We start from the raw sequence: 13576 nt of genomic DNA, 5'->3' as shown, positions 1-13576 counted from the left end.
ATGAAACAAGAAATGAATTTTCAATTGACAAATACATATTGGTGGTGGTGCTTACAACTTCAAAAGTCGTGAGTCGGATCATTGTGTGTTAATCAATAGAAAATGATTAAATAATAAATGAAAACCTATCGTCCTCACGATAGGTTTTTTTTGTGAAAAATAGAAAACAATAATATAATATATAATGGGAAAATTTAATGTTGATTCTAACGGTTTTTATGGAGAATTTGGAGGTGCTTATATTCCTGAAATTCTTTATGATAATGTAGAAAACTTAAAGAAAGCATATTTGACAATACTTGATGATTCTACTTTTCAGAAAGAGTATCATGACTTGCTTCGCGATTATGTAGGAAGACCTTCACCTCTTTATCTGGCTAAAAGATTATCAGAGAAATACAACTGTAAAATATACTTGAAACGTGAGGACTTAAATCATACAGGAGCTCATAAAATAAACAATACTATTGGTCAAATACTTTTGGCTCGTAGAATGGGTAAAACTCGTATTATTGCTGAAACGGGAGCCGGACAGCATGGTGTAGCAACTGCAACTGTTTGTGCACTTATGGACATGGAATGTATTGTTTATATGGGAGCAACAGATGTAGAGCGTCAGAAACTGAATGTACAGAAAATGGAAATGCTTGGAGCAACCGTTGTACCTGTGACAAGTGGTAATATGACACTGAAAGATGCAACAAACGAAGCAATTAGAGATTGGTGTTGCAATCCTTCTGACACCTATTATATTATAGGTTCTACTGTTGGACCACACCCATATCCAGACATGGTTGCCCGTCTTCAATCAGTTATCAGTGAAGAGACGCGTAAACAATTGTTAGAAAAAGAAGGTAAAGAAACCCCCGATTATGTAATAGCTTGTGTAGGTGGTGGCAGTAACGCTGCAGGTATGACTTACCACTTTCTAGACGATGCTGATGTTAAGATTGTATTGGCTGAAGCTGCCGGTAAAGGTGTAAACTCGGGCGAATCTGCTGCAACCATTCACCTTGGTAAATTAGGTATTATTCATGGCAGTAAGACTCTTATAATGCAATCGGAAGATGGACAGATTGAAGAGCCTTATTCAATATCAGCCGGTCTCGATTATCCGGGTATTGGTCCGCTACATGCACACCTTGCAAGAACAGGAAGATCGGAAGTATTAGCTGTAACCGATGATGAAGCCATTGCTGCTGCATTTGAGTTGACCGAACTAGAAGGTATTATTCCAGCTATTGAATCGGCTCATGCATTAGGAGTATTTGGTCAGAAAAAATTCGAATCAGATGATGTAATTGTTCTTTGTCTTTCGGGACGTGGAGATAAGGATATGGAAACCTATATACGAATTAAAGAAGAATCTAAAAGATGAAAATAAAAATACAAACTCAAACTAAAAAGCTTCTTGCTGATATGCAAACGCCGGTAGGCATATATCTTAAAATTAGAGATGCTTATACAGAATCGGCATTACTTGAAAGTTCTGATTTCCATACAAATGAAAATAGCTTCTCCTTTGTTGGAGTTGACCCTATTGCCAGATTTAAGGTAGAGGATAGAAGTATTACAAAACAATACCCGTCAGGAGAAATAATAGAAAAACCTTTATTAGAATCTGATCAATTAACTTCTGTTTTCAAGCAATTTATACAGGAATTTGATGTGAAAGGAGAAAATCCTGCAGGCATGAACGGTTTCTTTGGATATACGTCTTACGATGCTATTCACCACTTCGAAGATGTTGATTCGGTTAATTTCAAATTGGACAATGCCAATATTCCTGAATTTTATTACATTTTATATCGTTTTATTATTGTCATCAATCATTTAAAAAATGAATTGACAATCGTTGAAAATATTGTTGAAGGAGATACTTCTCGAACGGAAGAACTGGAAGCCATATTAATGAATAATAATATAGCAACTTACAATTTCGAAAGCATCGGTAACGAGTGTTCTTATATAACAGATGAAGAGCATATCGAAATGATTAAAAAAGGAATTGCACACTGTAAACGAGGTGATGTATTTCAGATTGTATTATCACGTTGCTTTACTCAAAAATTCAAAGGAGATGAATTCAATGTATACAGAGCATTACGCTCAATAAACCCTTCTCCATATTTATTCTTCTTCGATTTTGGCTCATTCCGAGTATTTGGTTCTTCTCCCGAAACTCACTGTAAAGTGACAAAAGGAAAAGCTTATATTGATCCTATTGCAGGAACTTATTTCCGTACGGGTGATGATGAGAAAGATCGTATATTGTCAGAAAACCTATTGAAAGACGAAAAAGAAAATGCAGAGCATGTGATGCTGGTTGACCTAGCTCGTAACGATCTCAGTCGCAACTGCCACGATGTAAAAGTTGATTTTTATAAAAATGTACAGTTCTATTCTCATGTAATCCACTTAGTATCTCGTGTAAGTGGAACAATAGATAAAGATGTTGATAGCATAAAAGTATTTGCTGATACGTTTCCGGCAGGAACTTTATCGGGAGCACCCAAAGTAAGAGCAATGCAATTGATCCGAGATATTGAAAAATCGATGCGAGGAGTTTATGGTGGTTGTATCGGATATATCGGATTCAATGGCGATCTAAATCAAGCAATAACTATCCGTACATTCCTTAGTAAAAACAATACACTTTATTATCAAGCGGGTGGGGGAATCGTAGCGAAATCTACTCCCGAAACCGAAGTTATGGAAGTAAAAAATAAACTGGGAGCTTTAAAAAAAGCTGTAGATTTTGCTGTAACAATAAAGAACTAGGTCGCAGACTATAAGTAAACCACTGTAATAAATAGGTCTGAGACCTTAATACTAAATTTTATGAAAATATTAATTTTTGATAATTACGACTCATTTACATATAATCTGGTTCATCTTGTAAAACAGCTTGGATATACAGATGTAGATGTTGTTCGAAATGATAAAATAGCATTAGCTGATATCTCTAAATACGATAAAATTATTTTATCACCCGGTCCTGGTGTTCCATCAGAAGCAGGTCTTCTACTCCCTTTAATTAAAGAATATGCAGCCATTAAACCTATTTTAGGCGTATGCCTGGGTCATCAAGCAATAGGTGAAGCATTTGGTGCTAATCTTGTTAATTTAGAAGATGTATATCACGGAATAACCACAAGTACCACTATTATTGAAAATGATTATATTTTCGATAGTCTTGATAAAGAGATAGAGGTCGGACGTTATCATTCGTGGATTGTTGATGCTAAAGACCTTCCAACATGTTTTGTCGTTACTGCTACTGACAGCGATGGACAGATTATGGCAATGAAACATAAAGAATATGATGTGCATGGTGTACAGTTTCACCCAGAATCAGTATTGACTCCTGAAGGAGCAGTAATAGTAAAGAATTTTTTATCAAAATAAGTATAAACCTATTAAGCTAAAGTCTAGTATTATTTTAAATAAGTCAATTATTATGTCGAAAAAAATACTTTTAAGTGAGAACGAGATTCCTAAACAATGGTATAATATTGTAGCTGATATGGTAAACAAACCTTTACCTCCATTAAATCCGGCTACAAAAGAAGTTTTAAGTGCAGAAGACTTGGAACCTATATTTGCCAAAGAACTTATACAGCAAGAAATGTCTCAAGATAGATGGATTGATATTCCCGAAGAAGTGAGAGAGTTGTATAAAATATGGAGACCTACACCATTAGTAAGAGCTACTGGACTGGAAAAAGCTTTGGGAACACCAGCTCACATCTATTTTAAGAATGAGAGTGTAAGCCCTATCGGCTCACATAAATTGAATTCGGCATTGCCTCAGGCATACTATAATAAGAAACAAGGAATTAAGCGTTTGACTACCGAAACAGGAGCTGGACAATGGGGAGCTGCATTAAGTTTTGCATCTAGCGTATTCAAATTGGATCTGGAAGTATATATGGTAAAAGTTAGCTATGAGCAAAAGCCATATAGAAGAATGATGATGCAAACTTGGGGAGCCAATGTTATTGCTTCACCCAGTAATAAAACAGAATCGGGACGGAGTATATTGGCTAAAGACCCCAATAACTCAGGCAGTTTAGGTATTGCTATTTCTGAAGCAGTAGAAATGGCAGCAAAAGATCCAGATACTCGCTACACCTTAGGTAGTGTATTGAATCATGTTTCATTACATCAGACTGTTATAGGATTAGAAAGCGAAAAACAAATGGACATTGCAGGAGAATATCCTGATATAGTTGTAGGTTGCTTTGGTGGAGGGTCTAACTTTTCAGGAATTAGTTTCCCTTTCCTACGTCACAAAATAGTGGATGGAAAAAGCATTCGCATCATTGCAGCAGAGCCTGCTTCTTGTCCCAAATTATCGAGAGGTAAATTTGAGTATGACTTTGGTGACTCCGTTGGTCTAACTCCACTTTTACCGATGTACACACTTGGACATGATTTTCAACCAGCTGATATTCATGCAGGAGGATTGAGATACCATGGTGCAGGAACAATTGTAAGCCAACTTCGCAAAGATGGATTAATTGAAGTGCAAGCTATTCCTCAATTAGAAACATTTGAAGCCGGTCAGCTTTTTGCAAATACAGAAGGAATTATTCCTGCTCCCGAATCTACTCATGCCATTGCAACAGTAATACGTGAAGCTCTTAAAGCTAAAGAAGAAGGTGTTCAAAAAAATATATTATTCTGTCTATCAGGACATGGATTAATTGATATGACAGCTTACGATCAGTATTTATCAGGAAATATGTCGAACTATAAGCTGACAGATGAAGAAATCAGCAAGACGACAGATAGCCTAGAAAAATTAGTATAAAACGATGAAACAAGTATTAAATAGATTATTCAACCATCAGCAACTGAGTCGTGCTGAATCGAAAGATATACTGACTCGTATGTCGATGGGCGAATACAACGAATCTCAGATTGCAGCATTTATAAGTGTTTATCTGATGCGTAGCATAAGTATAGATGAGTTTCTCGGTTTTACCGATGCATTACTCGAACTATGTGCAGATGTTACTCCATTAGCTGCTTATAATCCAATAGATATTGTAGGTACAGGCGGTGATAATAAAAATACATTCAATATCTCTACATTATCGTGCTTCACCGTAGCCGCTTCCGGATACAAAGTTGCAAAACATGGAAATTATGGTGCAACATCTGTAAGTGGTGCATCAACAGTAATGGAACAACATGGTGTTAAATTCACCAATGATGTAAGTAAATTAGAAAAGTCTCTGGCTGAGACTAATATTGCCTATTTACATGCACCCTTGTTTAATAATGCACTGAAAGAAGTTGCTCCCGTCCGTAAAGCTTTAGGTGTGCGTACATTTTTCAATATGCTTGGACCTGTAGCAAACCCTATTCGTCCCAAGAGAAGCGTATTAGGAGTTTTCAACCTAAAGATGGCTCGTATGTATTATTATATGTATCAGCAAACCGATGTTGATTATGCAATTGTACATGGCTTGGATGGGTATGACGAAATATCTCTTACTGGTGATTTTAAAGTTATAAACAGAAATTCTGAAAGTATCTATTCTCCCGAACTACTGGGTTTTGAAAGATGTTCGGAACTTGATCTTGATGGCGGTAAAACTCCCGAAGATGCATCTGCTATTTTCGATAACATTATTAATAATACAGCTACACAAGCACAAAAGAATGCAGTAATAGCTAATTCGGCAATAGGTATTCAAACTATCGATCCTAATCTGTCAATACAAGAATGTGTTGCTCAGGCGACAGAAGCCATAGATAGTGGTAAAGTAAAAGCTATCTTTAAAAGGTTTTTAGAACTGAATTCTTAGTTAGGTTATAATATCTTGTTTATTATAAAAGTAATTACTTGTGAGTCATTAGATGAAGTTCGCGAAAATATCGACCGTATTGATAAAGATCTAATCCGCTTAATGGCCAAACGAAGTATCTTTGTCAATCAGGCAGCTAAATTTAAGAAGACCGAAGCCGATGTTGAAGCTCCCAAAAGAGTAGAACTAATAATAACTAAAGTTCGCAGTTTGGCTAATGAGGTAAAACTTAATCCGGATATTGCGGAGTCTGTATATCGGACAATGATTACTGCTTTTATTGAGCAAGAGAAATCAAAACTAAAAGAAGAATAAAAATGAGTGACTATATTGAGATAAATAAAAATGCTTGGAATAAAAAAACAGAGATACATATTAAATCTGAATTTTATGATAACGAAGCATTTCTGAAAGGTAAAAGCTCTTTGAAAAATATTGAGCTAGATCTATTAGGTGATATCAGAGGCAAATCAATATTACATCTACAATGTCACTTTGGGCAAGACAGTATTTCGCTGAGCCGCATGGGTGCAATAGTAACAGGTATTGATCTATCAGACAAAGCTATTGAAACAGCAAAGCTGTTAGCTCAACAAACAAATGTAGATACAAAATTTATCTGCTGCGATATATTTGATCTACCTAATTATCTGGATAAACAATTTGATATTGTTTTTACCAGCTATGGTGTAATAGGTTGGCTTCCAGACTTAGATAAGTGGGCTGCTATAGTATCAAAATATATAAAACCTTCCGGTCGATTTGTATTTGTAGAGTTTCATCCTTTCATCTGGATGTTTGACTATGATTTTAAGACTATTGCTTATAATTATTTCAATTCAGGAGAAATTGTTGAAGCTAATGAAGGCTCGTATGCCGATAGAGATGCAGAGATAGAATATTCGACAGTAAATTGGAATCATAGTACTAGCGAAGTTCTAAATAGTTTGATAAAGAATAATATAGAAATTAAATCATTTAATGAGTATGATTATTCTCCATACAATTGCTTTAATCACACAATAAAAATCGATACGGATAAATATCAAATTGATAGTTTTGGAAATAAAGTTCCTATTACCTTTTCCGTTGAAGGAATTAAGAAATAAACGACATTTAGATTATGACTAATATTTTAGATAAAATAGTTGCTAATAAACGTATTGAGGTAGAGCAACAAAAGAAAGAAGTTAGCATTAACCAATTGATAAAGCAAATTGGTACAACCAATAAACAAGGTTTGTTTAAGCAATCTTTAATAAATTCTTCAACAGGAATTATTGCAGAATTCAAAAGACGCTCACCTTCAAGAGGCTGGATTTTCGAAAATGCAAAAGTAGAAGAAGTTATACCTTTATATTCTGGAGGAGGAGCAAGTGCTATTTCTGTTCTGACAGATACTGATTTTTTTGGAGGCACTTTTTCTGATTTAACAATGGCAAGCTCTTTAACCAAGACTCCTTTACTTCGTAAAGATTTTATGATAGACGAGTATCAATTTTATCAGACTGCTGCAATGGGAGCCAGTGCAGTCTTATTAATTGCATCTTCTCTTACTATTCAAGAGAGTAAGCAATTTGCTGTAAAAGCAAAAGAACTAGGCTTAGATGTATTACTTGAAGTTCATAATGAAGCTGAACTCGGACATATAAACGAATATGTAGATGTTGTAGGTGTAAATAATCGCAATCTAGGTACATTCGTTACTGATGTGCAAGCATCATTTGACTTGGTAGATAAAATACCAAATGAGTTTGTAAAAATATCCGAAAGTGGAATTTCATCTCCTCAAACAGTACTTGATCTTCGCGAAGTAGGATATAAAGGATTCCTTATGGGCGAGAACTTTATGAAAACAGATAATCCGGGCGAAGCCTTAGCTAACTTTATTAAAGAGTTATCATGAAGATTAAAGTCTGTGGGATGAAGAATCCTGAAAATATTTTGGCGTTAGCGAAATTACCTATTGATTATATGGGTTTGATATTTTATCCTAAATCGCCTAGATATATTCAGAGTTTAGATTCTAACGCATTAAATATCTTACCCGATAATATTGATAGAGTAGGAGTCTTTGTGAATGAGAACATCGAATCAGTATTAGAACAGATTAATAAGTATAAACTTTCTGTGGTTCAACTACACGGAAGTGAATCTTTTGAATATTGCTACGCACTAAAAGCAGAATATCCAAATCTCACACTAATAAAAGCATTCAATATTTCTGAGGAAGCAGACTTCTTATCTACCAAAGAATATGAAAATGTTTGTGATTTTCTCTTATTTGACACAAAAACTTCACAACATGGAGGTTCGGGTATAAAATTTGATTGGAGTATTCTCAATCAATATAAAGGTAAGCTTCCTTTTTTCCTTAGTGGAGGTATTTCGGTCGAAGATGTAAAAGCAATTAAAAGCATCTCACACCCTCAATTATATGCTCTGGATCTAAACAGTAAATTTGAATTAGAACCAGGTTTGAAAAATATAGATCTTTTAGAACAATTTATAAATCAATTGAAAAATGAATAGAATAAAACAACTTTTTGAAGCGAAACAAAAAAATATACTATCTATATATTTTACAGCAGGTTTCCCTAATCTGAATGATACTGTTAATGTTATAAAAGAGTTGGAGGCAAATAATATAGACTTAATAGAAATAGGCATTCCTTTTTCAGATCCTATGGCTGATGGTCCTACGATTCAAGCAAGCGGAACTATTGCTCTAAGAAATGGAATGACCTTATCTAAGCTATTCGACCAATTAAAAGATATTCGCAAAGAAGTATCAATACCTCTGATCTTGATGGGATACTTAAATCCAATCATGCGATATGGGTTCGAGAACTTTTGTCAAAAGTGCCAAGAAGTAGGCGTAGATGGAGCCATTATTCCTGATCTTCCTTTTGATGATTACCTAAAAGAATATAAGCCTGTTGCTGATAAATACAACATAAAAGTAGTAATGCTAATAACACCTGAAACATCAGATGAGCGAATCCGTCTTATTGACGAACATACTGACGGTTTCATTTATATGGTATCTTCTGCAGCCACAACAGGAGCTCAAAAAAGCTTTGATAATAGTAAACAAGCTTATTTCAAGAGAATAAATGGAATGAATTTAAAAAATCCTCGCTTAATAGGTTTCGGCATTTCAAACAAAGCCACTTTAGAGGCTGCGCAAGCAAATGCAAGTGGAGCTATCATAGGAAGCAAATTTATTACACTCTTACAGAATTCCTCTAATATAAAAGAAGCTGTTTCTGACCTTATAGAATGTTTAAAAGAATAGAGTATCTTTGACCTGTTATATTAAAGCTAACTGCAGTTAAGTTATATGAAGAGTGTTTTATATCGGTATTTTTTTAATGTTTTTGGTTGTGTTTGGAAATATAAATATTCTATAATTTGTTTTTTCCTGTTTATGATGAAAGATGCTATAAAGGAAGGTGAATATGTATATGATGTTGACGGCTCTGCATATTTATATGAGACAATGCCTAGACATAATTAAATGAATTTCTTTATATTTGTTCTCTCTCATAATAAAGGTAAATAATGACTCGCAACATATCTCTTCTTATATTAATTGTAGTTTTGTCAGTTGGCACAAATCTGTTTTTTTCATGCTCTAAAATTGATACAGATAATACTTTTCCAACAATAAAACTTCTGAAACCACTTAATAACGATACTCTATTTATCTATATGGATACAGATACAATATTGCCTATATTTAGCGCTACTTTAAGTGATGATGAAGGACTATCATCTTATACTTTTAGAATAAGACATCTTAGAGACAGTATTAAAGATGTGCCGGGAGATACAACTGCTTATTTTTATAAGAATTATCAGGTATCGTCTATATTCGGGAAGAAAGATACTACAATTACGCATCCGTTTCAGATTGATTCAATTGTTTCGGTGACCGATACAAATAAAAATATCAACCGTCGTCATATATGGCAAGGTGTATATCAACTAGATGCATCTGTTATGGATACGTATGGAAACATTACTACTCTAGATTCCATTAACGTTGTTATTGTAAAAACTAAGTATAAGAAATAATAAGCTTTTAGTTTTTAACCAGCACATAGGCTCTGTATTTTGTTTTATCATTTACAGGACATAAAGATAAATATCCGGATTTTATTTTACCATTCGTAAATAAAGCCGGGTATTCTTTTTTCATCTGATTATCTCTATTTACTTGTTCTCCTTCTTGAGAGGTAAAGTCCATGTAAAATGAGCCTTCGGATCCTGGTTCTAAATATTTCTGACTAAAGCGAAGAGCTAATAATCCCATATTATCTCTGACATTTATTTCGATGCAAGGATGCAGCTTATAGGCATTATCTTCGTCTTTATAAATCATCATATCTACACCTATACAACCTGAATAGAATCCTTTGAATTTATTTTTCAAGATTCTTAATAAGCTATTCTTGACCTCTTCTAATAACTGATTTGGGATAAATTCGAGGATCTTATTTATTATATTCTTTTGGTTACCAATATAATTTCCGAGATAGCCTCCTTTAGAATTTGTCTCGAATAAAGAATATCCTTCAAAACGGATCTCATTATTATCTAAAATAAATTCCATCGCAAAATCGAGCTGCTTATTCAGAGCTTTTTCGATTGAAACTATTTCCTGCTTATTTAAAATACCTTGTAATATTTGACGCTCGGTTTGAGTTAAGCCTCCCACAGGTAACCATAACAAACCTCTACCGGAAGAAGAGTAGGGCGCTTTTGCTAAAAACTGATAATCTGCATTTCTTACAATATCTTCTATTTTATCTAAGCTACTATAAAAACTGGATATAATATCAGTTGAAATAGATGATATTTCACAACACAATTCTCTCAAACATTCTTTAGCTGTTTCTCTACTTGACAATAGACGCAATTCGTCTTTCCATTGAGGCAGATTAAAATGTAAATGGTATTTAGAATTAATTTTCTCAAAATAATTAATCGACTGTGGAGATAATCCCCATAAATGAACCTCTGTTAATGAACGGTTCATTTTATCAGAAATAATTCCTTTTGGGAGTGGTAGCAAATTCTTAGATAAATATTCCTCGAAATCAAAAGGTAGTTCCGATTGAACTAAAACATAATCCTCGGCATCAGCATACCAAGCAACCAAATAGGCCAAATCGTGTTGAAGATTGACCATATTAGCGGGTGCTGTATAATAAGGCGATAAAGTTAGTACTGCACCCTCATGTCCAGGATTGAAATAATAAAGTTGTGGTTTTCTTTCAGTTTTATCACTTAACATAACTAGCTTTCAACCCTTTGATCACAGCAGAAGTAAATCCTGCATTTTCCATTTCGTTCAGTCCTTTAATCGTTACTCCTCCGGGAGTAGTTACCTTGTCTATTTCAACTTCGGGATGACTATTGTTGGCCTCTAACAAATTAGCAGCACCTCGTAAGGTCTGAATAACGGCTTCCTTTGACTGATCGGCTCTTAATCCCATTTCTATACCACCTTCCATTGCAGCACGTATGTAACGGAAAGCAAAAGCTATTCCACATGAAGCAAGCGATGTAGCAGCAGCAAATAATTTTTCATCAATAAACTCAACCTTACCTAATTCGCTGAATATTTTGAGAATCAATTCGTCATTTTCTTTATTAGTGTCATGAGAAGCTACAAAGCTCATACTTTCTTTAATTGCAATAGCCGTATTAGGCATTACTCTATATATAGCAGAATCATTAAGAATCCATTCTGAAAGCTGATTTAAAGAAATACCAGATGCAATAGAAATTATAATTTGATATGGGTTAAATACTTTTCGGTGTTTCTCTAATACTTCTTGAATGTACCAAGGCTTAACAGCCAAGACTATAATATCAGTTTCAGATAATGAAGAGTAATCATTTATAACAGCATTTATACCCTTATTATATGTTTTAATAGTGTCAATATTTCTTTGATTACGATCTATAACCGTAATATCTTGTGGATTAAATATCTTGCCACTTGCAAGTCCGGCAGCAATAGCTCCTCCCATATTACCACCACCTATAATTGTTATCTTCATGACTATAATGTATTTATGAGTTTAATATATCGAGTAGTGAGAAATTATTGTTCTTATACATTCTTTGCTCTAAAAAGACCTGAGAGCTTAATCTTCTTTTGGAAAATGTAAGCTTTCTACTTTTTCTAATCTGGATATAAGCTGATCATACAATCCTTTTCGGATACGTAGAGACATAGAGCAATCCATATCATATTGTTGGCCTAGAATAGTTGGTTCTAAGTCCTTTACAATTTTCATAACATCATTCATAAAAGGATATTCGAATTGAAAGCTTATATCTATATCAACAGTTTTTTCTATTATCTCAGCAGCAGCAATAGCTTCAATAGCAGCTTCTTTATAAGCAACTATTAATCCACTAGTGCCTAATTTAACACCTCCAAAATAACGAATCACTATGATAAGAATATCTGTGAGTTCATTCGAATTGATTTGTCCTAATATGGGCTTTCCTGCCGTTCCCGAAGGTTCACCATCGTCATTTGCTCTAAATTCGTTCCGCTCAGCACCAAGCATGTATGCCCAACAAACATGTCGGGCATCATAATATTCTTTTCTGTATTTCTCAACTTCGGCTTTTACATCATCTACAGTTTGCACAGGAATGGCAAAAGAAATAAATTTACTTTTCTTCTCAGTAAACAATCCTTTGGCTGTTTCTTTGACTGTTTTAAATGTATCCATTTACTCCTCTGAGACTTCTTTCTTTTTGGGTTGAATTGCATCTACCATTACTTGCATTTTCTTAGGAAGAGGTGATGACAATTGTATTTTTTGTTTTGTTTTTGGATGCACAAATTCCAATTCATCGGCGTGTAGAGCGATTCGACGTAATGGGCTTATTTTCGATCCGTATTTTTTATCTCCAACAATAGGATGTCCTATAAATTGAAGTTGTACGCGCAATTGATTCTTACGCGAAGTAGTAGGAGTCAATCTTATTACCGAATATCTGCTATTAGCTTTAAGAGTTTCGTATTCAGTAACAGCCTCTAAACCTCCGTTGTCTGTCTTAGACGCAAATACTACAAAGTTTTTGTTCTCAGTAAGCCATGAGGTTATAGTACCTTTTTCGGGAACGAGAGGACCTTCGATTACTCCTAAGTAAGAACGTTTCGGTGGATTCAATATCCATGTATGTTGCAATTCTTCTTGTATCTCTGGACTTTTGGCAAATACCATTAATCCCGAAGTTTCTCTGTCAAGACGGAATAATACATATGCTCTTTCTTTAGCATTCTTACCTTTTACATATTCATTGATGATATTATATGCTGTTTCCTTTAGCAATTCTCTGCCTGTTGAAACAGATAGTAATCCTGAATCTTTATCTACAACAATAAGATCCTTATCTTCATAAATAATAGTAAGCCCCTTTAGTTTCTTCTGATCCATTTTGTGATCATGTTTATGTATAGAAACTATGTCTCCGGCTTTTAGCTCATGATTATGTTGCGATACGACCTTGTTGTTTACTCTTATTTGTTTGTGAACCAAAAGAGACTTTGTCGCATTTCTACTTTTTCGTACGTTACTATCCACTAAGAAATTAAGTAACTCGGCATTCTCTGTTACCTTTATTTCTAATAATAGTGTATTCTGCTTTTCTTTCATATATTTTTTATTCTCTCACAAAGGTATGATTTTTTATAGAGTTTTGTATTTGTATAGCACTAATAG

General features: G+C 34.3%; 15 protein-coding genes. 11 read left to right on the top strand and 4 right to left on the bottom strand.

The window, feature by feature from the left end; translation table 11 throughout:
* Positions 1 to 184: 184 nt before the first annotated feature.
* From trpB to HGC4_RS01640, 11 genes are all read left to right on the top strand, one after another.
* A complete protein-coding gene (gene trpB, locus HGC4_RS01690; RefSeq protein WP_050708383.1) occupies positions 185 to 1378 on the top strand; it encodes a tryptophan synthase subunit beta in 1194 nt (397 codons plus the stop codon).
* A complete protein-coding gene (locus HGC4_RS01685) occupies positions 1375 to 2781 on the top strand; it encodes an anthranilate synthase component I family protein (RefSeq protein ID WP_050708382.1) in 1407 nt (468 codons plus the stop codon). The genes trpB and HGC4_RS01685 overlap by 4 nt, the downstream gene beginning before the upstream one ends.
* Before the next feature lie 60 nt (positions 2782 to 2841).
* Complete coding sequence (locus HGC4_RS01680) at positions 2842 to 3408, top strand: anthranilate synthase component II (RefSeq protein WP_050708381.1); 567 nt, start codon at positions 2842 to 2844, stop codon at positions 3406 to 3408.
* Positions 3409 to 3457: 49 nt separating this feature from the next.
* A complete protein-coding gene (locus tag HGC4_RS01675; protein ID WP_050708380.1) occupies positions 3458 to 4816 on the top strand; it encodes a TrpB-like pyridoxal phosphate-dependent enzyme in 1359 nt (452 codons plus the stop codon).
* 4 nt (positions 4817 to 4820) lie between these two features.
* The gene (gene trpD, locus HGC4_RS01670; RefSeq protein WP_050708379.1) at positions 4821 to 5819 is read left to right on the top strand and encodes an anthranilate phosphoribosyltransferase; all 999 of its coding nucleotides are present in this window, start codon (positions 4821 to 4823) and stop codon (positions 5817 to 5819) included.
* Positions 5820 to 5834: 15 nt separating this feature from the next.
* The gene (locus tag HGC4_RS01665) at positions 5835 to 6134 is read left to right on the top strand and encodes a chorismate mutase (protein ID WP_242047156.1); all 300 of its coding nucleotides are present in this window, start codon (positions 5835 to 5837) and stop codon (positions 6132 to 6134) included.
* A gap of 2 nt (positions 6135 to 6136) precedes the next feature.
* Positions 6137 to 6928, top strand: coding sequence for a class I SAM-dependent methyltransferase (locus tag HGC4_RS01660; RefSeq protein ID WP_082204034.1), 792 nt, complete (start codon positions 6137 to 6139; stop codon positions 6926 to 6928).
* 14 nt (positions 6929 to 6942) lie between these two features.
* Entirely contained in the window at positions 6943 to 7725 is a 783-nt protein-coding gene (gene trpC / locus HGC4_RS01655) for an indole-3-glycerol phosphate synthase TrpC (RefSeq protein WP_050708377.1), read from the top strand.
* Positions 7722 to 8351: a phosphoribosylanthranilate isomerase gene (locus HGC4_RS01650; protein ID WP_050708376.1), complete on the top strand. Its 630-nt coding sequence runs from the start codon at positions 7722 to 7724 to the stop codon at positions 8349 to 8351. Before trpC ends, HGC4_RS01650 begins: the two co-directional genes overlap by 4 nt.
* Entirely contained in the window at positions 8344 to 9117 is a 774-nt protein-coding gene (trpA, locus tag HGC4_RS01645; protein ID WP_050708375.1) for a tryptophan synthase subunit alpha, read from the top strand. Before HGC4_RS01650 ends, trpA begins: the two co-directional genes overlap by 8 nt.
* A gap of 266 nt (positions 9118 to 9383) precedes the next feature.
* On the top strand, positions 9384 to 9899 hold the full coding sequence (locus HGC4_RS01640; protein WP_050708374.1) for a DUF4625 domain-containing protein: 516 nt from the start codon (positions 9384 to 9386) through the stop codon (positions 9897 to 9899).
* Positions 9900 to 9906: 7 nt separating this feature from the next.
* Here HGC4_RS01640 and HGC4_RS01635 read toward each other — a convergent pair whose 3' ends face one another.
* From HGC4_RS01635 to HGC4_RS01620, 4 genes are all read right to left on the bottom strand, one after another.
* Positions 9907 to 11121, bottom strand: coding sequence for a hypothetical protein (locus HGC4_RS01635; RefSeq protein ID WP_050708373.1), 1215 nt, complete (start codon positions 11119 to 11121; stop codon positions 9907 to 9909).
* Entirely contained in the window at positions 11111 to 11893 is a 783-nt protein-coding gene (gene proC, locus HGC4_RS01630; protein ID WP_050708372.1) for a pyrroline-5-carboxylate reductase, read from the bottom strand. Before proC ends, HGC4_RS01635 begins: the two co-directional genes overlap by 11 nt.
* An 87-nt stretch (positions 11894 to 11980) precedes the next feature.
* The gene (locus tag HGC4_RS01625; protein ID WP_050708371.1) at positions 11981 to 12580 is read right to left on the bottom strand and encodes an IMPACT family protein; all 600 of its coding nucleotides are present in this window, start codon (positions 12578 to 12580) and stop codon (positions 11981 to 11983) included.
* Entirely contained in the window at positions 12581 to 13510 is a 930-nt protein-coding gene (locus tag HGC4_RS01620) for an RluA family pseudouridine synthase (protein ID WP_050708370.1), read from the bottom strand.
* Between the last annotated feature and the right edge of the window lie 66 nt (positions 13511 to 13576).

It is taken from the genome of Dysgonomonas sp. HGC4, assembly GCF_001261715.1.
In the GTDB taxonomy this organism is placed as follows: Bacteria; Bacteroidota; Bacteroidia; order Bacteroidales; family Dysgonomonadaceae; genus Dysgonomonas_A.
Note: the sequence above shows the minus strand (reverse complement) of the source record. Positions and strands in the feature narration are given on the sequence as shown.

Coding starts and splice junctions, on each gene's coding strand:
- HGC4_RS01620 (WP_050708370.1), bottom strand. CDS start 13,510: ATGAAAGAAAAGCAGAATACACTATTATTAGAAATAAAGGTAACAGAG.
- HGC4_RS01650 (WP_050708376.1), top strand. CDS start 7,722: ATGAAGATTAAAGTCTGTGGGATGAAGAATCCTGAAAATATTTTGGCG.
- trpB (WP_050708383.1), top strand. CDS start 185: ATGGGAAAATTTAATGTTGATTCTAACGGTTTTTATGGAGAATTTGGA.
- HGC4_RS01660 (WP_082204034.1), top strand. CDS start 6,137: ATGAGTGACTATATTGAGATAAATAAAAATGCTTGGAATAAAAAAACA.
- HGC4_RS01685 (WP_050708382.1), top strand. CDS start 1,375: ATGAAAATAAAAATACAAACTCAAACTAAAAAGCTTCTTGCTGATATG.
- trpC (WP_050708377.1), top strand. CDS start 6,943: ATGACTAATATTTTAGATAAAATAGTTGCTAATAAACGTATTGAGGTA.
- HGC4_RS01680 (WP_050708381.1), top strand. CDS start 2,842: ATGAAAATATTAATTTTTGATAATTACGACTCATTTACATATAATCTG.
- HGC4_RS01640 (WP_050708374.1), top strand. CDS start 9,384: ATGACTCGCAACATATCTCTTCTTATATTAATTGTAGTTTTGTCAGTT.
- trpA (WP_050708375.1), top strand. CDS start 8,344: ATGAATAGAATAAAACAACTTTTTGAAGCGAAACAAAAAAATATACTA.
- proC (WP_050708372.1), bottom strand. CDS start 11,893: ATGAAGATAACAATTATAGGTGGTGGTAATATGGGAGGAGCTATTGCT.
- HGC4_RS01625 (WP_050708371.1), bottom strand. CDS start 12,580: ATGGATACATTTAAAACAGTCAAAGAAACAGCCAAAGGATTGTTTACT.
- HGC4_RS01635 (WP_050708373.1), bottom strand. CDS start 11,121: ATGTTAAGTGATAAAACTGAAAGAAAACCACAACTTTATTATTTCAAT.
- trpD (WP_050708379.1), top strand. CDS start 4,821: ATGAAACAAGTATTAAATAGATTATTCAACCATCAGCAACTGAGTCGT.